We start from the raw sequence: 21,053 nt of genomic DNA on the forward strand, positions 1-21,053 counted from the left end.
CTCTGGTCACCCACCCACTGTTTGTCCAACCGCTATGGCCCCCCCCCCCCCCCCGCCCGGGGGGGGGGGGCGGGCCCGGGGGGGGGCCGGGGGGGCGGGGGGGGGGGCCCCCCCGCGCCGCTGAGGGTGGTGCGGGTCAGACCGGGAGGTTCCACTTCTGGTTGGCGGCGGAGGCACCGAAGCAGTCCCAGATCTGCAGCACCGCGCCGTTCGCGCTGGACACGTCCCGCACGTCCAGGCAGCGGCCCGACTGCGGGTTCACCAGCGAGCCGTCCGCACGGGCCTGCCACTTCTGCGCGCCGCTGCCGTTGCACTCCCAGGTGCGCACCGGCGTCCCGTTGCCGGTCCGACCGCCCTCGACGTCCAGGCAGTTCCCGACCGCCCGCACCGTCCCGTCGACGGCGACCTTCCAGGTCTGGTTGACGTTGCCCAGGCAGTCCCAGATCTGCGTCTGCGTCCCGTTCGCCGAGCTGCCGCCCCGCACGTCCAGGCACTTGCCCGCGATCCCGGTGATCTGACCCACCGGCCCCGCCGGAACCGCCGGTCCGAACTGGATGTAGCCCTTCCCCGGCATCAGCGGGTAGCGGCAGAAGGTGCTGCCGCTGACGTTGCCGGCCACCCAGTTGCCCGGCGACACCTCGTAGATGGGCGTGTAGCGGGTCCAGTCGTAGCCGTTGCAGTCGACCACGACGCGCCAGGTCTGGTTCGGGTCGATGCCCGTGCAGGTGCCGACCGGGCTGGCGGCGGTGTCGTCGACGGTGCAGCTCCCGACACCCCCCGGGCCCGGGACGGTCGAGTTCCGGGTCGTGCTCTCGGCGGCTCCGGCCGAGGCGGGTGCGGTGAGGGCCGCGGCTCCGGCGAGCAGGGCGGTGGCGAACAGGGCTGCGGTACGACGCACGGGGGTGTCCTTCCGGGGAGGGTGAACCGGGCGACCCACATGTGAAGCAATCGTGGCGATAATGCGATCTTCATGTGGGCCGCGCGAAAGCCTCGGGCAGGACATGCCCACGGTCAACGGGCGGGGTGAAGATCACGCCACCCGTCCGCCCACGCACGGAACGTGTCCGGCAGGGCCCCGGAACGACCCCGGCAGGCCGCACGCCCGGCCGATCCGGCCGGAACGCGTGCGGCCCGGCCCCCGGGAGAGCGGGAGCCGGGCCGTGGCCGGGCGGATGCCGGTTCAGGTCCGGCGCAGGGTCAAGGCGTCCGACGGGTGGCCCGCGGCGGCGTCGGCCAGGCCGCCGGAGAGCTGGTAGAGGCTGCCGGCCGGCCCGCCGACCACCGCCGTGGGGGTGACGTCCGGGCGCCGGGGTCGGCGGAGGGACGGACGGCGGTCAGGCGGGCGGTGCGCCAGTGGTCGTCGGAGCGCAGCTCGACTTCGGCGTCCCGTCTCGCACCGAGGAGCGTAATGTCCCCGCGACACCGACACCCAGCGGCCGCTGCGCCGGCTGGCCCCGGCCCCGGCCACGGCCCCTGCCCGGCCCGCGCTCCGGCCCCCGCCCCCACTCCGGCGGGGACGGAACCCGCGCCGACCCACGGCGGCGTGACCCGGCCGGCCGGAACGGCCGGAACGGGCGCGGCCCGGCTCCCCCGTCCGAGGGGGAGCCGGGCCGTCGCCGGTGCGCGGGGGCGTCAGTCCGCCTTGCGGCGCTGGCGGCCGGTGCCGTAGTTGGAGCCGGACTTGGAGCCGCTGCCGGGCTTGGCGCGCCCCGAGGAGCGGCCGATGAACCCGGCCGCCTGCGGGCGCTCGCCCTGGGCGGCGGCGCCCAGGCGCTGCTTGGGGCGGGGGCGGCGCGGGTTGCCGTTCATGTCGACGTCGGTGGGCAGCCCGGAGCGCTTGCCGGGCCGGCGGCGCGGGGCGCCGGACCTGCCCCCGGCGGGCTTGTCGCCGCCGGCCTGGGCCGTGCCGGACGCGCCCTGGTCCGCGGGGACCGGCACGGCCAGCGTCACCGGGACGCCGCTGGGCGTGCGGGCGCCGGTGATCCGGGCCAGGTCGGCGTCGCCCGGGCGGACCTTGGTGACGGTCGGGCGGATGCCGGCCACCGTCATCAGCCGGTTGACCTCGCGGCGCTGCTCGGGCAGCACCAGGGTGACGACCGTCCCGGACTCGCCGGCCCGGGCGGTGCGGCCGCCGCGGTGCAGGTAGTCCTTGTGGTCGATCGGCGGGTCGACGTTGACGACCAGGTCCAGGCCGTCGATGTGGATGCCGCGGGCGGCGACGTTGGTGGCGATCAGCGCGGTGACGTGGCTGTCCCGGAACTGGTCCAGGACCCGGTTGCGCTGCGGCTGGGACTTGCCGCCGTGCAGGGCGGCGGCCTTCACGCCGTTGGCGAGCAGCTGCTTGGCCAGCCGGTCGGCGCCGTGCTTGGTGTGCACGAACATGATCACGCGGCCGTCGCGGGAGGCGATGTGCGCGGTGGCGGAGGCCTTGTCGGCCGCCTCCAGCTGGAGGACGTGGTGGTCCATGGTGGTGACCGCGCCGGCCGAGGGGTCGACCGAATGGGTCACCGGGTCGGTCAGGAAGCGCTTGACCAGCCGGTCGACGTTGCGGTCCAGGGTGGCGGAGAACAGCATCCGCTGCCCGCCCTCGGCGACCTGCTCCAGCAGCTTGCTGACCTGCGGCAGGAAGCCCATGTCGGCCATCTGGTCGGCCTCGTCGAGGACCGTGATCGCGACGTCGGACAGGTTGACGTCGCCGCGGCCGATCAGGTCGTCCAGCCGGCCGGGGGTGGCCACCAGCACCTCGGTGCCGCGGCGCACGGCGTTGGCCTGCCGGTTGATCGACATGCCGCCGACGACGGTGGTGATCCGCAGGTTGACGGCGGTGGCGTACGGGGTGAGCGCCTCGGTGACCTGCTGGGCCAGCTCGCGGGTCGGCACCAGGACGAGCGCCAGCGGGTGGCGGGCGTCGGCGCGGCGACCGGCGGTACGGGCGAGCAGCGGCAGGCCGAAGGCCAGGGTCTTGCCGGAGCCGGTGCGGCCGCGGCCGAGCACGTCGCGCCCGGCGATCGAGTCGGGCAGCGTGGCGGCCTGGATCGGGAACGGCGCGGTGACGCCCTCGCGGGTCAGCGCGGAGAGGATCGCCTTGGGCAGTTCGAGCTCGCCGAAGGACTCCGCCGGGGGCCGGGCCGGGGTGCCCTGGACCACGGTGAAGTCGGTGGCCTCGGGGACGGCGGCGGGGCGGTTCTGCTTGGGGGCGCCGGCGCGGCTGCGGGCCTTGCGCGGGCGGTCGCCGCCGGCGGTGCGGCCGGCCTGGCCGGTGCGGCGGGACTGGTCGGTGGTGCGGGGGCCGCGGTCGCGCGGCGGGCGGGCAGGGGTGGTCACGGGATCTCCGTCCGTCGGTCTACAGCCCGGGACACGGGCTGGGTCGGCCGTCGGGAGAGGTGCGCCGCCCCGGCCGTACGGCGGCATGAGCGGGGGCCCGCACCTTGCGGTGCGGGCCCCCGCTTCGCGATGATCGCGAGTCAGCTGGAGCTGACGTCAGCCGATGATCTGGATGTTCTCGGCCTGCGGGCCCTTCTGGCCCTGGGTCACGTCGAACTCGACCTTCTGGCCCTCGAACAGCTCACGGAAGCCCTGAGCCACGATGTTCGAGTAGTGGGCGAACACGTCAGCGCCGCCACCGTCCTGCTCGATGAAGCCGAAGCCCTTTTCGCTGTTGAACCACTTCACGGTGCCGGTAGCCATAACCGTCTCCTCTAACTGGGGCATCAGGGATCCACACCTCGTGGACCCCCAAGTAGCCGCGATCCCCATCCGGAGACTGAAACACCGGACAAAACAAATGCGCCTGGCGGTTGGAACCAGCAGGCGCACACCACGTTCATGGGAACCAAAACTGCAACTGCTTCGACTGTAGCACGGCGCCACCCCGGTTGACCGGGGATTTTCCCGCCCCGTAGATCACGTTTGGCGGCTCCGCAAAACGGGCAGGCGGCGCCCCGCCGAAGCGGGGCGCCGCCTGTTCGTACCGACCCGGTCGGGTCAGCGCCGGCCGGCCGGCTCCGGCACCCCGTGGGCGCCGGACAGCGGGGCCGGGCCCTCGCCGCGGCCGTGGCCGTGGCCGGGGCTGTCCGCGTGACCGGGCCACCAGGCGCGGTGGCCGAGCAGCGCGGTGAGCGCCGGGGTGAAGAACATCGCCATCACGAAGGCCGCCAGGACGATGCCGAAGGCCAGCGAGAAGCCGAGCTCCATGAAGAGCACGTTGCCCGCGAGCATGAAGGTCGCGAACGACGCCGCCAGGATGAAGCCGGCCGCGGCGACGGTCGGTCCGCCGTGCTTGACGGCCTCGCGGGCCGCCTCGCGCGGGCTGCGGCCCTCGCGGGCCTCCTCGCGGAGGCGGGCGATGATCAGGATGTTGTAGTCCGTGCCGATCGCCACCACGAAGAGGTAGATGAAGATCGGCAGCATGAACATCAGGCCCTGCTCGCCCTTGACGTTCTGGAACAGCAGGGTGGTGGCACCGAGGGTGGCACCGAAGCCGAGGCCGACCGAGGCCATCAGGTACCACGGCGCGACCACGCTGCGCAGCTGCAGGCCCAGGATGATCATGATGAGCACGGCCGCGATCGGGAAGACCAGCGTGTAGTCGTGCACCATCGCGGTGTTGATGTCCTTGTACACCGAGGTGATGCCGCCGACCAGGGCCTTGCTGCCGGCCGGGGCCGACTCGTGGGCGGTGTCCCGGACCTTCTCGATGGTGTCGATGGCCTTGTTGGAGGCCGGCGCGTCCTTGAGCAGGACGGTGAAGTCACCGGTGGTGCCGTCGGCGTTGATCGTCTTGGCCTCGGCGGACGGCGTGACGACGGTGGCCACCCCGGGGACGCCCTGGAGCTTCCCGGCGAAGTCCTTGATCGCCGAGTCGTCGAGCTTGGCGCCGTTGGTGCTGGTCAGGTAGACGTGGCTCGGGTCGGCGGCGCCGGCCGAGAAGGCGGTCATCAGCTTGTCCTGGACGACCATCGACTCCTTGCCCTTGGGCATCGAGCTGCCGGCCAGGTCGTAGGTGCCGTTGTAGTTGATGCCCGCCAGGGCCAGCAGCAGCAGGACGCCGCCGGAGGCCAGGGCGACCAGGCCCGGCTTCTTGCCGGTCATCCGGCCCAGCGCGGCGAAGCGGGCGTTCGTCGGCTCCTGCATCCACTTCTTACCGGGCCAGAACACGCCCCTGGACGGGATGACGGCCAGCACGGCGGGGGCCAGGGTCAGCGAGACCAGCGCGGTCGCGATGACCGCGATGGCCAGCGCCGGGCCGAGCGCGGTGAACATGCCCAGGCTGGAGAGGACCAGCACGGCGAAGGCGACGGCGACGGCGCCGGCGGCGGAGGCGATCGCCTCGCCGACCCGGCCCACGGCGTTGGCCACGGCCGTCTTGCGGTCCTCGCCCAGGCGCAGCCGCTCGCGGTAGCGGAAGGCCAGGAAGAGGAAGTAGTCGGTACCGACGCCGAGGACCACGATGATCAGGATCGCCGAGGTCATCGGGGAGGACTTCAGGTCGAATATCTTGATCGCGTCGGCGATCAGGCCGTTGGCCACCGGCATCGCGATGACCAGCGAGAGGATGACCGGCAGGATGCCGGCCAGGATGCTGCGGAAGATGATCCCGACGATCAGGATGACCAGCAGCAGGCTGCCGAACATGACGATGGCGTCGGTGGCGCCGGAGGCCTCCGTCTGGTCGAGGCTGCTCGCGGCCTGGCCGCCGACCTGGAACTTCAGGCCGGAACCGTCGGCCAGCTTGGAGCCCTCGGCGCGCAGCTTCTTCGCGGCGTCGGTGTACTCCGCGCTCTGCATCTTGGTCTTGTCGATGGCGACCATGGACAGCGCGTACTTGCCGTCCTTGGACTTCGAGTTCTTGGGGTCGACCGGCAGGATCGTCTCGACGGCGGGGATGTGCGCGTCGGTGAGACCCTTGACGACCTTGTCCATCGAGGCCTGGTCGGCGTCGTTGAGCGCCTGGCCGTCGTTGCGCTCGAAGAGCAGCAGGGCGGCGGGGGTGAAGCTGGACGGGAAGGCCTGCTCCTGGAGCTGCGCCGCCTGGATGGATTCGTAGTGCTTGGGCAGGAACGCGGACTCGTCCGTCTGCGAGGTGACCTTCGGCGCGGTGGCGACGATGGCGATCATCGCGACGACCCACGCGGCGATCACCCACCACGCACGGCGAACGACGAATTGTCCTAGTCGGTGGAACATGCTCGATGCCTCCTGGGCATGGTTCACCGCAGCCCTTGGGGGACGGGACGCTGGGCGACGGCAGGGCCGGCTCGGGGAATGCCCGCGGGCACCCCCTTGCCGGTCGGCAGGTAAGTGGATCTGGGGCATCATCCTACGAGTACTTGCTTGCCGCCCGGCAAGTAGCCCCCGTGTGCTTCAACCCCCGTCGGGCCGCCGAGAAGCGGCCCCGGCCCAGTCTCCCCCGGGCGCACCCCCGTTGACCTCGTGCTCCGGGTGGAGACTTCTCCCCCTCAGGGTGGAGGCGCACCCCCTACCCCCTAGGAGGAGATCTCGGGGTCACGGGGTAGGGAAAACCCCACCCCGGCCCCGAGGAGAGCCCCAGGAGACGGCCACCCGCCAGCCGGATTACCCGTCAGGACCCGCTTCCCTACTGTCGACCGGGACGCCGGACCGCACCCGGCGCACCGCAGCCGGAGGCCGCCCCCACCCAGGGCCGCCGCCGCTCCCGTCCGGCGACGACCGCCGATCTCCCAGGGGGGAAGAACCACCGTGAAGCCCGTGAAGCCCAGACCCGGCCTGGCGGCCACGATGGGTGCCTGGAGCGCCCGGCACCGCAGGACCGCCGTGTTCGGCTGGCTGCTCTTCGTCGTCCTGACCGCCGCGCTCGGGACCCTGCACGGCAGCACCAGGATCACCGACGCCGAGCAGGTCCCCGGCCAGGTCTCCCGGGCCGCGCGGATCCTCGACGAGGCCGGGCTGAAGAGCCCGGCCGGGGAGACCGTCCTGGTCCAGAGCGCCACCCGCGTCGCCGACGACCCCGAGTTCCGCACCGCCGTCGACCGGGTGATCGCCGCCGTGGGCGGCACCGGCGAGGCCGCCGAGATCCGCTCGCCGTACGACACCGGGGCGGTCTCCGCGGACGGCCACTCCGTCCTGGTGACGCTGACGCTCAAGGGCGACCCCGCGACCGCGCCGGACCGCGTCCAGCCGGTGCTGGACGTGGTGACCGGCGTGCAGCGGCAGCACCCCGACCTGACCGTGGTCCAACTCGGCGACGCCAGCTCCGGCAAGTGGATGCAGGACCAGCTCGGCGACGACTTCGCCCGCGCCGAGTGGACGGCCGTGCCGCTCGCCCTCGGCATCCTGCTGGTCGCCTTCGGCGCGCTGGTCGCCGCCGTGCTGCCGGTGGTGCTCGCGCTCACCGCCTTCCTCGCCGCCGCCGGACTGGTCGCCCTCTGCAGCGGCTTCCTGCACACCAGCGGCGACGCCGGCTCGGTGATGCTGCTGGTCGGCCTCGCCGTCGGCATCGACTACTGCCTCTTCTACCTGCGCCGCGAACGCGAGGAGCGGGCCGCCGGGCGCGACGCCGCCACCGCGCTGGCCGTGGCCGCCGCCACCAGCGGACGGGCCGTGCTGGTCTCCGGCACCACCGTGGTGGTCGCCATGGCCGGCATGTTCCTCACCGGCATCGCCACCTTCGAGGCGATGGCCTTCGCCACCATCGTGGTCGTGATCACCGCCGTGCTCGGCTCGCTCACCGTGCTGCCCGCGCTGCTGTCGATGCTCGGCGACCGGGTCGAGAAGGGCCGGATCCCGCTCCTCGCCCGGCTGCGCCGCCCGCGGGGCGCCCAGGACGGCGGACGGTTCTGGAACGCGGTGCTGACCCCGGTGCTGCGCCGCCCGCTGGCCGCCACCCTGCTCGCCGGCGCCTTCCTGCTGGGCCTGGCAGCGCCGCTGCTCACCATGCACACCGCCAAGCTGACCTTCCAGCAGCAGCTGCCGGAGGGCAACGCGCTGGTCGCCGCCTCGCAGCGGATCGAGGCCGCCTTCCCCGGCAGCCCCGCCCCCGCCACCGTGGTGATCAAGGCCGCCGACATCGACTCCCCCGCGATGACCGCCGCGATCGCCGAGCTCAAGGCCGGGGCGCTGGCCGGCGGGCGGATGCACGGCCCGGTCGCGGTCACCGTGCACCCCGAGCGGAACGTGGCCACCGTCGACATCCCACTCAACGGCACCGGCAACGACGCCACCAGCAACGAGGCCCTGCGGAGCCTGCGCGAGGACCTGCTGCCCGCCACCGTGCTCAAGGTGCCCGGCACCGAGGCCCCGGTCACCGGCCAGACCGCCGCCTCGTACGACTTCAACCGGAGGATGACCGACTCGATGCCGCTGGTGTTCGGCTTCGTCGTCGTCCTCGCCTTCCTGCTGATGCTCGCCTCGTTCCGCTCCCCGGTCGTCGCGGCCACCGCCGTGGTGCTCAACCTGCTCTCGGTGGGCGCCGCGTACGGGGTGCTGACGCTGGTCTTCCAGCACGGCATGGGCGCCTCGCTGCTGGGCACCGCCGGGGTCGGCGCGGTGGAGTCCTGGGTGCCGCTGTTCCTGTTCGTGATCCTCTTCGGGCTCTCGATGGACTACCACGTCTTCGTGGTCTCCCGGATCAAGGAGGGACACGACCGCGGCCTGCCGACCAGGGAGGCGGTCGCCCACGGCATCCGCTCCACGGCCGGGGTGGTCACCAGCGCCGCGGTGATCATGGTGGGGGTGTTCTCGGTCTTCGGCTCGCTGTCCATGCAGGTGATGAAGCAGATGGGGGTGGGCCTGGCGGTCGCGGTGCTGATCGACGCCACGGTGATCCGCGCGGTGCTGCTGCCCTCGGTGATGACCCTGCTGGGCGACCGCAACTGGTACCTGCCGCGCTGGCTGGACCGGCTGCCGGACCTCTCGCACGGCGGATCCCTCCCGCCGGTCGGCGCCGGCCAGGCCCCGCCCGCCGGGCCTGCGGAGGGGGCGCAGGGGGCACGGCACCGCCGGGCCGGGGTCTGAGGCCCTCCCCGGCCGTCCGACGCGTCACCCGGGCGACCCGCCCGGCGCCGGGCCCCACAGCGCGCGGGGCCCGGCGTCCGTGCGTCATGATGATCACCGTCCGGAGTCCCCCGGATGAACGCCGGCGGAACGGAGCCCCAGTCATGATCCCCTTCGACGAGGGCCGCGCCCGGCTGCTGCTCGCCCGGGCCTGCGAGTCGGCCGGGCTGGCCGCCCCCGACGGGGCCGCACTGCTCGCGCTCGGCGAGAACGCCGTCTTCGACCTCGGCGACCCGGCCGTCGTCGCCAAGGTCGGCCGCGGCCCCGAGCTGTACGACCGGGCGCACCGCGAGCTGGCCCTCGCCCACTGGCTGGCCGGACAGGACGTGCCGGTGGTCCGCCCGTACGCCGCGGTGGCGCCCGAGCCGCAGCTCGCCGACGGCCACCCGGTCACCTTCTGGCGCCGGCTGGCGCCCGCCGTCCGGCCCGCCCGCCCGGTCGACCTCGCCCCGTTGCTGCGCGCCCTGCACCGACTGCCGCTGCCGCCCTTCACGCTCGGCCGGCGCGACCTGCTGGCCCCGGTCGAGCGCTGGCTGGCCTCCGCCGAGGGCCACGTCGACCCGGCGGACGTCGCCTTCCTGCGCCACCGCCGGGACGCCTTCGCGGCCGCGCTGCCCGACCTCGTCCCGCAGCTGCACTCCGGGGTGATCCACGGCGACGCGCTGCCGCGCAACGTCCACATCGGCCCGGACGGGCCGGTGCTGCTCGACCTGGAGTTCATGGCGAACGACCTGCGCGAGCACGACCTGGTGGTCCTCGCGCTCAGCCAGGACCGGTACGGCGTGCCCGTCGCGGAGTACCGCGCGTTCACCGAGGCGTACGGCTGGGACGTGCGCGAGTGGCCCGGCTTCACGGTGCTGCGCGGCGCCCGGGAGACCGCCAGCGCCTCCTGGGTGGCGCAGCAGGCGGCCAGCAACCCGGCCGCGCTGAAGGAGTTCCGGCGCCGGGTCGACTCGCTGCGGGACGGGGCCACCGAGGTGCGCTGGTACCCGTTCTGACGGGCCTGCCCGTTACCCGCGGCGGCGCCGGGCCGCCACCGGGGGACGTGTGAGAAGGCTCCTACGGCGGGCCGGTCCGGCCCGCAACCGGCGAACGTACGATCGGCGTCCTGTCGGACAGTCATCCTGATCCGAGAGATCGGCACCGCACTCGTACCTCAGGAGCCGCCGCCATGCACCGGACCGCCCGCCGACCCTGCACCCCGACCCGACCGTCCCGATCCCGGCGCCGGCTGCTCGCGGGCACGGTCGCGGTGGTCGCCGCCCTGGGGCCGGCCGCGTGCGGGACGGCGGACGGGGCGCTCCGGTCGCCGAGCGCGGCCGCACCGTCCGGGACGCCGTCACCGGCCGCCGCCCGGCCGAGCGGGACGGCGGCGACCACCGTCGCGCCGGTTCCCGGCTCGGACGCCGTGCCGCCGGGCGGCGCGGGCTCCCCGGCCGCCCCCTCCACCTCGGCGGCGCCGCCCAGGCCGACGCCGAGCCCGTCCGCGACCACGGCCTCCCCCGCGCCCACCACCCCCGGCACGCCGGCCACCCCGAACACCCCCGCCGCGCCCACCGCCGCCCCGTCCACGCCCGCGGCGCCGCCCCCGCGCCCCGGGGCGGGCACCGTGATCGGCTCCACCGCCTCCGGCGGCCGCACCGTCGCGCTCACCTTCGACGACGGCCCCGGGCCGGCCACCGGCCAGGTCCTCGACCTGCTGGCCCAGTACCACGCCAAGGCGACCTTCTGCCAGATCGGCCGGAACGCCGCCGCCGACCCGGCCATGGTCAGGCGTGTCCTGGCCGCCGGACACCGGCTCTGCGACCACAGCGTCCACCACCCCCAGCCGTTCGCGAAGCTCCCGCACGACAAGGCCGGGTACGAGATCACCGCCGCCCGGAACATGATCGTCCAGGCGGGCGGCCCCGGCACCGAGGTCCGCTGGTTCCGCGCCCCGGGCGGCGGCTTCAACGCCGACAACGAGCAGATCACCGCGAGCCTCGGGATGTCCTCGCTCGGCTGGTCCGTCGACCCGCGCGACTGGGCGCGCCCGGGAGTGCCGGCCATCGTCTCGGCCGTGCAGAAGCAGCTCAGGCCCGGCGGCGTGGTCCTGATGCACGACGGCGGCGGCGACCGGAGCCAGACCGTGGCCGCGCTCAGGCAGCTGCTGCCCTGGCTGGTCGCCCAGGGGTACGCCTTCGACTTCCCGGCGGCGTAGCCTCCCGCCCGGACGACCGGCGTCCCGGCGGGCCGGTCAGGTCAGGACGAGCCGGTAGACCTGCCGGGACCCGCCCTCCGGGCCGGGGGCGGCGGCCTCGGCCGGGGCGAAGCCCAGCCGCTCGTAGAAGACCCGGGCACCGCTCGCCACCGCGCCCGGGTGGTCCGGGCCGAAGGTCACCACCTCGACGACGGCCGGGCTCCGGACGTGGCGGCGCAGGACGTCCTCGACCAGGGCCCGGCCGACGCCGGTGCCCCGGGCGCGCCCGGCGACGACCAGCCAGTGCAGGTAGTGGGGCCCCGGGCCGCCGACCCCGAACAGCACGCCGCCGAGCAGTCCCGCGGCGTCCACGCCGTCCTCGCCGCTCTCGCCGCTCTCGGCGACGGTGGCCAGGCCGCGGTCGATGCTGTTCGCCACCGCGCGGTGGAAGCCCGGTTCGGCGACCATCGGGCCGAACCAGTGCTCGACCTCGGCGGCGAGGGCGAGGAAGCCGGGCAGGTCCGCCGGGCGGGCCGGGCGCACCTTCACCGGGCGGGCCAGCGCGGGTCGACCACGGCCTGCGGGTCCTTGCCGCGGCGCAGCCAGGCCTGGAGGCCCTCGGCCCACTGCCGGTACCAGTCGACCTGCCGCCGGTGCAGCTCGGCGGGGGCCACCGCGCCGACCTCGGCCGGGTAGCGCTCGGCCAGCGCGACGGCGACCCGGACGGCGGCCAGCGCGTCGCTGCCCGCCTCGTGGGCGTCCGTCAGCTCCACCCCGTACAGCTCGCAGACCCTCTGCAGGGTGCGCGAGCCCTTGCGGTACTTGTCCACGGCCCGGTCGATCACCAGCGCGTCCAGCACCGGCCCGACCGGCCGGCCCAGGCGCTCGGCGAGCGTCTCCAGCCCGTGCCTCCTCAGCTCGGCGTCGAGCAGCGACAGGTCGAACGGCGCGTTGAACGCCACCACCGGCCGCCCGGCGGCGATCCGTTCGCACAGCGCGGCGGCTATCTCGTCCACCGCCGCCTTCGCCGGCCTGCCCTTGCTCCGCGCCACCGCGTCCCCGATCCCGTGGATCGCCTCCGCCTCGGCGGGTATCGGCACCCCGGGGTCGATCAGCCAGTGGGCGGCTCCCACCCGGGCGGCTCCGACGGTGTCCACGAGGGCGGCCGTGACGATGCGGTCCACGGCCGGGTCGGTGCCCGTGGTCTCCAGGTCGAAGCCGACCAGTGGCTGCTGCCACCAGCTCATCAGGTGTGTCCTTCCGTCCTTCTCTCGAAAACAGCCCCTATCATCACCCGCCCCACCGACAGAGCGGCCCGCGGGGAGCCCGGCCAGGGGCTCGGCGGCTGTCCGGGAGGGCCGTCGGGACCGCCGGACGGGGGGCGGGACGGCCCGGCGGGCGGTGTCAACGCCGGTGGCGCGCAGCCGGGTTGGCCGCCGGTTCGACAGCGGGCACGCTACCGCGCCGCCGCCGGGGCGGCCAGGGTGCGGCGGCCGGGCAGGGCGGCGGCGCCGGACCGGGTGAGCGCCGCGACGGCGGGCGGCCGGGCAGGGCGCCGGCGAGCGCGTCGGCCTCAGGACACCGGGCGGGACGGCCCAGGACACCGGGCGCGTCGGCCTCAGGAGACCGGGCGGGAGTCGCCCCAGACGCCCTCGAACTCCTCGCGGTAGACCTCCAGCAGGCCGGGCTCTGTCCCGCCGGGCTGCTGCCCGGCGCCGCCGCGCAGCACCAGCGCCGGGGACTCCATGCCGCGGGCGCGGCGCAGGTAGGGCTGGACGACGCCGAGGTCGCGACTCTGCCGGCGGCCGCCCGCCTGGCCCGGGGTGCGGGGGCCCTCGACCAGGTAGGCGGTGAAGCGCGGGGTCTCGTCGAAGACCCGGATCTCGAAGCCGCCCTGGTCCCGCAGCCGGGCCCGGACCCGCCGCACGTGCATGATGTTCATCTCGATGGAGCGCGACAATTCGCCGCGCCCCAGGCCGAGTTCCCGTTCCCGGCGGCGCACGGCGCTGCTCGCCGGGTTGAGGAAGAGCAGCCGCACCCGGCAGCCCTCGCCGGCCAGGTGCACCAGGCGCTTGCCGGTGTAGTTCTGGCAGAGCATGCCGAGGCCGATGCCGAGCGCGTCGAGGCGCCGGGCGCCGTCCAGCAGGTCCTCGACCGGCAGGTCGCGCTGGAGCCGGACGCGGTCGGCGTGCACCGCGACGACGTCCGCGTACCGGCCGGCCACCAGGGACTCGACCACGTCGGCGGGCACCCCGCCGGCGCCGCCGTCCAGGACGGCCAGCAGCCGGGCGGCGGCCCGCTCGGTCTGGGCCAGCACGGTCTGGGTGAGCGCCCGGTTGCGGGAGACCACGTGCCGGGCCACCTCCAGCTCGTCCAGCGCCAGCTCGATCTCGCGCCGGTCGGCCAGGTACGGCTCGAAGCAGGGCCAGTGCTGCACCATCAGCTCGCGCAGCTGGGGCAGGGTGAGGAAGACCAGCGGGTCGTCGTCGGCCGGGTCGAGCAGGTAGCCCTTGCGGCGGCTGACCTCGCGCACGGCTCCGGCCCGGTGCGCCCACTCCTCGCCGGCCGGCCCGGCGGCGGCGGTGACCCAGTCCTCGCCGTGGGCGGGGGCGTAGATCGGGTGCAGCACCTCGTCGACGAGGGCGCGCAGCCGCTGTTCGACCAGGTTGAGCCAGACGTAGGCGCGGCCGGACAGCCGGACCCGCTGGTAGGCGTCCTCCCACTCGCCGGCGGACCAGGCCAGCGCGGGTATCTCGACCGGGCCGCTCTGGGCGGGCACCAGCGCGCGGCCGGTCAGGGTGGGGCGCATGACCACCGTGGGCGCCTCGCTGCGGACACCGCCCCGGTCGCGGCCGCCCGGCCCGGAGCCACGGCCGCCTGCGGGAAACACCATGCGCCACCTCGTCTGCGGCTGACCCCCGCGGGCGCGGGGGGCGTTCGGCTGTCTGTCGGCCCGGACCGGGCGCCCGGACGATCAAGGGTACTGCCCGCCGAGAGGCGGTCGCAGCCTGATGTCCGGGGCCCCGCGACGGCACCGGCGGCGCTTTTCATACGAATGCCCGCCGGTACTCGTTCGGACCAACCGGGGCCGGATGTCCCGGCCACCGGGGAAGGGCTCGGGGAGTATGCCCTGTGCCGCGTGTCACGGCGGCTGTGCCCTGCGTCACGGCGCGCGGTCACGCACATGCCCGGCCGCCCGGCCGGGCAGGAGAGCGTCCGGGTCCGGGCAGACGGTCGGGCCGACTGTCGGACCACACGTCAGTTTCCGTCGGCAGCAAGGAAGTTGAGGAGTCATGCAGGTCTGGCCCGGTACGCCCTACCCGCTCGGCGCCACCTACGACGGGGCCGGCACCAACTTCGCGGTGTTCTCCGAGAGCGCCGACCGGATCGAGCTGTGCCTGATCGCCGAGGACGGCTCGGAGACGGCCGTCGAGCTGCGCGAGACGGACGCCTTCGTCCGGCACGCCTACCTCCCGGGCGTCCAGCCCGGCCAGCGCTACGGCTTCCGCGTGCACGGCCCGTACAACCCGGGCCTGGGCCAGCGGCACAACAGCGCCAAGCTGCTGCTGGACCCGTACGCCAAGGCGATGAGCGGTCACATCGACTGGGACGAGTCGGTCTACGGCTACCACTTCGGCGCCCCCGAGCGCCGCAACGACCTGGACTCCGCCCCGCACACCATGCACTCGGTGGTGATCAACCCGTACTTCGACTGGGGCACCGACCGCCCGCCGCGCACCGACTACCACCGCACCGTCATCTACGAGGCCCACGTCAAGGGCCTGACCCGGCTGCACCCGGGCATCCCGGAGGAGATCCGCGGCACGTACGCGGGCCTGGCCCACCCGGCGGTGATCGAGCACCTGGCCAAGCTCGGCGTCACCGCGATCGAGCTGATGCCGGTGCACCAGTTCGTCCGCGACCACCGGCTGCGGGACCTGGGACTGGCCAACTACTGGGGCTACAACACCATCGGCTTCTTCGCCCCGCACTCCTCCTACTCCTCCACCGGCGACCGCGGCCAGCAGGTGCAGGAGTTCAAGTCCATGGTCAAGGCGCTGCACGCGGCCGGGATCGAGGTGATCCTGGACGTCGTCTACAACCACACCGCCGAGGGCAACCACCTGGGGCCGACGCTGTCGCTGCGCGGCCTGGACAACGTGTCCTACTACCGCCTCGCCCGGGACCAGCGCTTCTACGAGGACACCACCGGCACCGGCAACAGCCTGCTGATGCGCAGCCCGCACGTGCTCCAGCTGATCATGGACTCGCTGCGCTACTGGGTCACCGAGATGCACGTGGACGGCTTCCGCTTCGACCTCGCCGCCACCCTCGCCCGGCAGTTCCACGAGGTGGACCGGCTCTCCTCGTTCTTCGACCTGGTCCAGCAGGACCCGGTGGTCTCCCAGGCCAAGCTGATCGCCGAGCCCTGGGACCTCGGCGAGGGCGGCTACCAGGTGGGCAACTTCCCGCCGCTGTGGACGGAGTGGAACGGCATGTACCGGGACACCGTGCGCGACCTGTGGCGCGGCGAGAACGCCACCCTCGCCGAGTTCGGCTCCCGGCTCACCGGCTCCTCCGACCTCTACCAGGACGACGGCCGCCGCCCGATCGCCTCGATCAACTTCGTGACCTGCCACGACGGCTTCACCCTGCGCGACCTGGTCTCGTACAACGAGAAGCACAACGAGGCCAACGGCGAGGACAACCGGGACGGCGAGTCCTTCAACCGCTCCTGGAACTGCGGCGTCGAGGGCCCCGCCGAGGACCCGGCCGTCGAGGAGCTGCGGGAGCGCCAGCAGCGGAACTTCATCGCCACCCTGATGCTCTCCCAGGGCGTGCCGATGCTCTCGCACGGCGACGAGCTCGGCCGCACCCAGCTGGGCAACAACAACGCCTACTGCCAGGACAACGAGCTGACCTGGGTGCACTGGCCGGAGGGCGACGGGCCGCAGGCGCGGCTGCTGGAGTTCACCCAGGGGATGATCTGGCTGCGCCGCGACCACCCGGTGTTCCGGCGGCGGCGCTTCTTCCACGGCCGGCCGGTGTCCGGGCGGCCGGGTGCGGCCGCGCAGGGCCGGGGCCAGGGCGGTGCGGGTGCGCAGGGCCCGGGCGGGCCGGCCTCCGGCGGGTTCGACGACCTCACCGACATCGCCTGGTTCACCCCGGGCGGGGAGGAGATGACCAAGCACAACTGGGGCGCCAGCTACGCCAAGTCGCTGACCGTCTTCCTCAACGGCTACGCGATCTCCGAACCGGACCGGCGCGGCGGCCGGATCGTCGACGACTCCTTCCTGCTGATGTTCAACGCCCACTTCGAACCGCTGGAGTTCACCGTGCCCGCCGACCACGGGAAGGAGTGGCAGGTCGTGGTCGACACCGCCCGGCCCCGGCTGCCCGCCCCGGGCACCGGAGCCCGGGTCAAGGCCGGGGACGCCCTGTGGCTCACCGACCGCTCGCTGATGGTGCTGCAACGGCCCGCGTAGCCGCCGTCCGGAGGCGGCGCGGGCCCGCCGGACGGCCGGCGGGCCTGCCGGACGGCCGGGGTGGTCACCTGTTCGGGTCAGCAGCGGGTCTTGGCGGAGGGCTCCCCCGGGTACCTATGGAGCTATGACCCCCGCCGCCGAGCCCGCGCAGCCCCGCCCGGCCGCCACCGTCCCCTCGTCGTCGTACCGTCTCCAGCTCCAGCCCGGCTTCACCCTCCACGACGCCACCGCCGCCGTCCCCTACCTGGCCGCCCTCGGCGTCTCCCACCTGCACCTGTCCCCGCTGCTGGAGGCCGTCCCCGGCTCCACCCACGGCTACGACACCGTCGACCACACCCGGATCAGCGAGCAGCTCGGCGGTGAGCCGGCGCTGCGCGAGCTGGCCGCGGCCGCGCACCGCCACGGCCTGCGGCTGATCGCCGACGTGGTGCCCAACCACATGGCCGTGCCCGCCCCCGAACGCCTCAACCGGCCGCTGTGGCAGGTGCTGCGCGACGGGCCCGACTCGCCGTACGCCCGCTGGTTCGACATCGACTGGACCGCCCAGCCGGGCCCCGCCGACGCCCCCGGGCGCGGCCGGGTGCTGCTGCCGCTGCTCGGCGACCGGCTCGGCGCCGTACTGGACCAGCTCACCGTGGACGGCGACACCCTGCGCTACCACGAGCACGAGCTGCCGCTGCGCCCCGGCACCGAGGAGCTGCCGCTGCCCGGGCTGCTGGCCCGCCAGTGGTACCGGCTGGCCTGGTGGCGGCTGGCCCGCACCGAACTCAACTACCGGCGCTTCTTCACCGTCAACGAGCTGATCGCGCTGCGCGCCGAGGACCCGGAGGTGTTCGCCGCCACCCACGCCGTGCTGCTCGGTCTGCACGCCGACGGCGTCCTGGACGGCTTCCGGATCGACCACCCGGACGGGCTCGCCGACCCGCGCGGCTACCTGCGGCGCCTCGCCGACGCCACCGGCGGGGCGTACGTCGTGGTCGAGAAGATCCTCACCGGCGAGGAGCGGCTGCCCGAGGACTGGCCGGTGGCCGGCACCACCGGCTACGACGCGCTGCGCCGCATCGACGGCGTGCTCACCGACCACGCGGGCGCCTGCCGGCTGGCCGGGGCGTACGAGTCCTTCCGGCACGGCGGCCCGGTCCGGGACCTCTGCGCGGACCCGCACCCCGCGATCGCCGAGGCCCGGCGCGGGCGGGCCGACATGACCGGCCCGGACGGCGAACTCGCCGCCGAGGTCGAGCGGCTGGTGCGGATCGCGCTGCGGATCGGCGCCGCCGAGCCCGCGCACGCCGACCACGCGCCCGGGCAGCTGCGCGCCGCGCTCGGCCGGCTGCTCACCGGCTACCCGGCGTACCGGCCGTACGCCCGGCCCGGCGAGCCCCCCTCGGCGGCCTCCGCGGCGCAGCTGCGGGCCGCCCTGGACGGCTCCACCGACCCGACCGACCGGCTGGTGGCCGCGCTCGCGCTCGGCGAGCTGGGCCGCGGCGCGGACAAGGACGAGTTCTGCGCGCGCTTCGCCCAGACCGCCGCCGCGGTGGCCGCCAAGGGCGTCGAGGACACCGCCTTCTACCGCTGGAACGCGCTGCCCGGCCTCAACGAGGTCGGCGGCGAGCCGGCCCGGCCCGGGGTCCACCCGGAGGAGTTCCACGACTGGTGCCGCTACCTGGAGCGCACCTGGCCGCACAGCATGACGGTGCTCTCCACCCACGACACCAAGCGCAGCGCCGACGCCCGGGCCCGGCTCGCCGTGCTCGCCGAGCGGCCGGACGCCTGGGCCGCCGAGGCCGCCGCCTGGTCCACCGCCGCCGGCCCCGGCTTCGACCCGGACGCCGACTGGCTGCTCTGGCACACCCTGGTCGCCGCCTGGCCGATCGACTCGGACCGGCTGGTCACCGCCCTGCTCAAGGCCGCCCGCGAGGCCAAGCTGCGCACCTCCTGGACCGCCCCCGACCCGCGCTACGAGCGGGCCCTGGAGCAGCGGGCCCGCTCCGTCCACGGCAATCCCGGGCTGCTCCCCCGGATCGAGGGCACCGTGCACGCCCTGGCCCCGTACGCCCGGGCCAACACCCTGGCCGCGGCGCTGCTGCACCTCACCGTGCCGGGCGTGCCGGACCTCTACCAGGGCAGCGAGGAGCCGCTGTACACCCTGGTGGACCCGGACAACCGGGGCGTGGTGGACTTGGGCGCGCTCGCCGTGCGGCTCACCGACGCGGCCGCGCCGCGCCCCGGCGACCTCGCCCGGGAGAAGCTGCACCTCACCACCACCGCGCTGCACCTGCGCCGCGACCGGCCGCTCGGCCCGTACCGGCCGCTGCCCGCCGCGGGCCCCGCCGCCGACCACCTGCTGGCCTTCGCCCGGGGCGAGGACGTGGTCACCGCCGTCACCCGGCTGCCGTACGGGCTGGAGCGGGCGGGCGGCTGGCGCGACACGGCGCTGGAGCTGCCGGCGGGCGGGCCGTGGACGGACGAGCTGACCGGGCGGAGCTTCCCGGCGGGCGCGGCGCCGGTGGCGGAGCTGCTGACGGCGCTGCCGGTGGCACTGCTGACGAGGAGGGCCTGATGCCGCTCTACCAGGTGTGGGCGCCCAGCGCCGGCTCCCGGGTGCGGGTCGAAGTCGACGGCACGGCGTACGAGTTGGCCCGCTGCCCGGACCGGGACGGCTGGTGGTCCGGTGAGGCCCCGGCCGGCGACTACGCCTTCCGGCTGGACGACGGCCCCCCGCTGCCCGACCCGCGCTCGGCTTGGCAACCGCACGGCCCGGACGGGCCCAGCCGTACCGTGGACCACGCCGCGTTCCGCTGGTCGCGCACCGGCTGGCGCGGCCGGGCGCTGCCCGGCGCGGTGCTCTACGAGCTGCACGTGGGCACCTTCACCGCCCGCGGCACCTTCGACGCCGCCGCCGAACGCCTGGACCACCTGGTCGAGTTGGGCGTGGACTTCGTCGAGCTCATGCCGGTCTGCCCGTTCCCCGGCCGGCACGGCTGGGGCTACGACGGCGTCTCGCCCTGGGCCGTCCACGAGCCCTACGGCGGCCCCGAGGGGCTCAAGCGCTTCGTGGACGCCGCGCACCGCAAGGGTTTCGGGGTGGTGCTCGACGTCGTCCACAACCACCTCGGCCCGTCCGGCAACCACCTTCCCGCGTACGGCCCGTACTTCACCGACCGGCACCACACCCCGTGGGGCTCGGCGGTCAACCTGGACGCGCCCGGCTCGGACGAGGTGCGCGCCTACCTGGTCGGCAGCGCCCTGGCCTGGCTGCGCGACTACCGGATCGACGGGCTGCGGCTGGACGCCGTGCACGCCCTCGCCGACGACCGGGCGGTCCACTTCCTGGAGGAACTGTCCGGCGAGGTGCGGAAACTGGCGGTCGCCACCAACCGGCCGCTGTTCCTGGTCGCCGAGTCCGACCTCAACACCCCCGCCACCACCGCCCCGCCCGAGGCGGGCGGCCTGGGCCTCACCGCGCAGTGGAGCGACGACTTCCACCACGCCCTGCACTGCGCGCTCACCGGCGAATCCCACGGCTACTACGGGGACTTCGCGCGCGCGCCGCTCGCCGCCCTCGCCAAGACGCTCACCCGGGGGTTCTTCCACGACGGCACCTGGTCCTCCTTCCGCGGCCGCCGCCACGGCCGCCCGTTCACCCCGCTCGGCGACGGCCACCGGCTGCTCGGCTACCTCCAGACCCACGACCAGGTCGGCAACCGGGCGCTCGGGGACCGCGTCTCCACCAGCCTCACCCCCGGCCGGCTCGCCTGCGGCGCCGCGCTGGTGCTCACCTCGCCGTTCACCCCGATGCTCTTCATGGGCGAGGAGTGGGGCGCCGCCACCCCCTGGCAGTACTTCACCGACCACACCGACCCCGGCCTCGCCGAGGCCGTCCGGCAGGGCAGGCGGCGGGAGTTCGCCGAGCACGGCTGGACCGCCGAGGCCGTCCCCGACCCGCAGGAGCCCGCCACCGTGCTGCGCTCGGTCCTCGACTGGACCGAGCTCCGCCGCGCCCCGCACAGCGAACTGCTCGGCTGGTACCGGACGTTGATCCGCCTGCGGCGCGAGCGCCCGGAGCTGTCCGACCCGGACCTCGGCGCGGTGCGGGTGACGTTCGACGAGGCGGCGGGCCGACTGGTGGTGCACCGCGGGCCGTACCGGATCGCCGTCAACCTCGGGCCGGACGAGGCCGCGCTGCCGCTGGGGGCCGCCGGTCGCGAGGTGGTGGCGGCCTTCGGCGCGGCGGCGCTGGAGGGCACGGCGGTGCGGCTGGCGGCGGACGCGGTGGCCGTCGTGCTGACGGGCTGACGTGCCCTCGTACGGACGGGCGGACGGGCCGACGGGCCGGCGCGCTGACCGGCTGACCGGCT

At 74.7% G+C, this 21,053-nt stretch carries 13 protein-coding genes; 6 read left to right on the forward strand and 7 right to left on the reverse strand.

Annotation, left to right across the window (positions count from 1 at the left end):
- Positions 1-136 precede the first annotated feature (136 nt).
- The 4 genes from ACIQI7_RS35860 to ACIQI7_RS35875 form a co-directional block, all read right to left on the reverse strand.
- Complete coding sequence (locus ACIQI7_RS35860) at positions 137-898, reverse strand: RICIN domain-containing protein (RefSeq protein WP_401118237.1); 762 nt, start codon at positions 896-898, stop codon at positions 137-139.
- 734 nt (positions 899-1,632) lie between these two features.
- The gene (locus ACIQI7_RS35865) at positions 1,633-3,324 is read right to left on the reverse strand and encodes a DEAD/DEAH box helicase (RefSeq protein ID WP_401118239.1); all 1,692 of its coding nucleotides are present in this window, start codon (positions 3,322-3,324) and stop codon (positions 1,633-1,635) included.
- 156 nt (positions 3,325-3,480) lie between these two features.
- A complete protein-coding gene (locus tag ACIQI7_RS35870; protein WP_049657493.1) occupies positions 3,481-3,687 on the reverse strand; it encodes a cold-shock protein in 207 nt (68 codons plus the stop codon).
- 297 nt (positions 3,688-3,984) lie between these two features.
- On the reverse strand, positions 3,985-6,186 hold the full coding sequence (locus tag ACIQI7_RS35875) for an MMPL family transporter (RefSeq protein WP_401118243.1): 2,202 nt from the start codon (positions 6,184-6,186) through the stop codon (positions 3,985-3,987).
- 570 nt (positions 6,187-6,756) lie between these two features.
- Between ACIQI7_RS35875 and ACIQI7_RS35880 the strand changes: the two genes are divergently transcribed.
- The 3 genes from ACIQI7_RS35880 to ACIQI7_RS35890 all read left to right on the forward strand — a co-directional run bounded on the left by ACIQI7_RS35880 (position 6,757) and on the right by ACIQI7_RS35890 (position 11,230).
- On the forward strand, positions 6,757-8,991 hold the full coding sequence (locus ACIQI7_RS35880; RefSeq protein ID WP_401118366.1) for an MMPL family transporter: 2,235 nt from the start codon (positions 6,757-6,759) through the stop codon (positions 8,989-8,991).
- 143 nt (positions 8,992-9,134) lie between these two features.
- The gene (locus ACIQI7_RS35885; protein ID WP_401118247.1) at positions 9,135-10,028 is read left to right on the forward strand and encodes a phosphotransferase enzyme family protein; all 894 of its coding nucleotides are present in this window, start codon (positions 9,135-9,137) and stop codon (positions 10,026-10,028) included.
- A gap of 173 nt (positions 10,029-10,201) precedes the next feature.
- Complete coding sequence (locus tag ACIQI7_RS35890) at positions 10,202-11,230, forward strand: polysaccharide deacetylase family protein (RefSeq protein ID WP_401118249.1); 1,029 nt, start codon at positions 10,202-10,204, stop codon at positions 11,228-11,230.
- Between the two features lie 36 nt (positions 11,231-11,266).
- Here the strand turns inward: ACIQI7_RS35890 and ACIQI7_RS35895 are convergent, their stop codons facing one another.
- The 3 genes from ACIQI7_RS35895 to ACIQI7_RS35905 all read right to left on the reverse strand — a co-directional run bounded on the left by ACIQI7_RS35895 (position 11,267) and on the right by ACIQI7_RS35905 (position 14,102).
- On the reverse strand, positions 11,267-11,758 hold the full coding sequence (locus tag ACIQI7_RS35895) for a GNAT family N-acetyltransferase (RefSeq protein WP_401118252.1): 492 nt from the start codon (positions 11,756-11,758) through the stop codon (positions 11,267-11,269).
- Positions 11,755-12,456, reverse strand: coding sequence for an exonuclease domain-containing protein (locus ACIQI7_RS35900; protein WP_401118254.1), 702 nt, complete (start codon positions 12,454-12,456; stop codon positions 11,755-11,757). The genes ACIQI7_RS35895 and ACIQI7_RS35900 overlap by 4 nt, the downstream gene beginning before the upstream one ends.
- Before the next feature lie 371 nt (positions 12,457-12,827).
- On the reverse strand, positions 12,828-14,102 hold the full coding sequence (locus tag ACIQI7_RS35905) for an SAV2148 family HEPN domain-containing protein (protein WP_387749215.1): 1,275 nt from the start codon (positions 14,100-14,102) through the stop codon (positions 12,828-12,830).
- A 400-nt stretch (positions 14,103-14,502) separates the two neighbouring features.
- On the opposite strand from ACIQI7_RS35905, the gene glgX reads away from it, so the two are divergent.
- From glgX to treZ, 3 genes are all read left to right on the forward strand, one after another.
- The gene (gene glgX / locus ACIQI7_RS35910; RefSeq protein ID WP_401118257.1) at positions 14,503-16,695 is read left to right on the forward strand and encodes a glycogen debranching protein GlgX; all 2,193 of its coding nucleotides are present in this window, start codon (positions 14,503-14,505) and stop codon (positions 16,693-16,695) included.
- Between the two features lie 124 nt (positions 16,696-16,819).
- Positions 16,820-19,255, forward strand: coding sequence for a malto-oligosyltrehalose synthase (gene treY / locus ACIQI7_RS35915; RefSeq protein ID WP_401118260.1), 2,436 nt, complete (start codon positions 16,820-16,822; stop codon positions 19,253-19,255).
- Positions 19,255-20,991, forward strand: coding sequence for a malto-oligosyltrehalose trehalohydrolase (gene treZ / locus ACIQI7_RS35920; RefSeq protein ID WP_401118263.1), 1,737 nt, complete (start codon positions 19,255-19,257; stop codon positions 20,989-20,991). The genes treY and treZ overlap by 1 nt, the downstream gene beginning before the upstream one ends.
- Positions 20,992-21,053 lie beyond the last annotated feature (62 nt).

The organism is Kitasatospora sp. NPDC092039 (assembly GCF_044756065.1).
Classification (GTDB): domain Bacteria; phylum Actinomycetota; class Actinomycetes; order Streptomycetales; family Streptomycetaceae; genus Kitasatospora.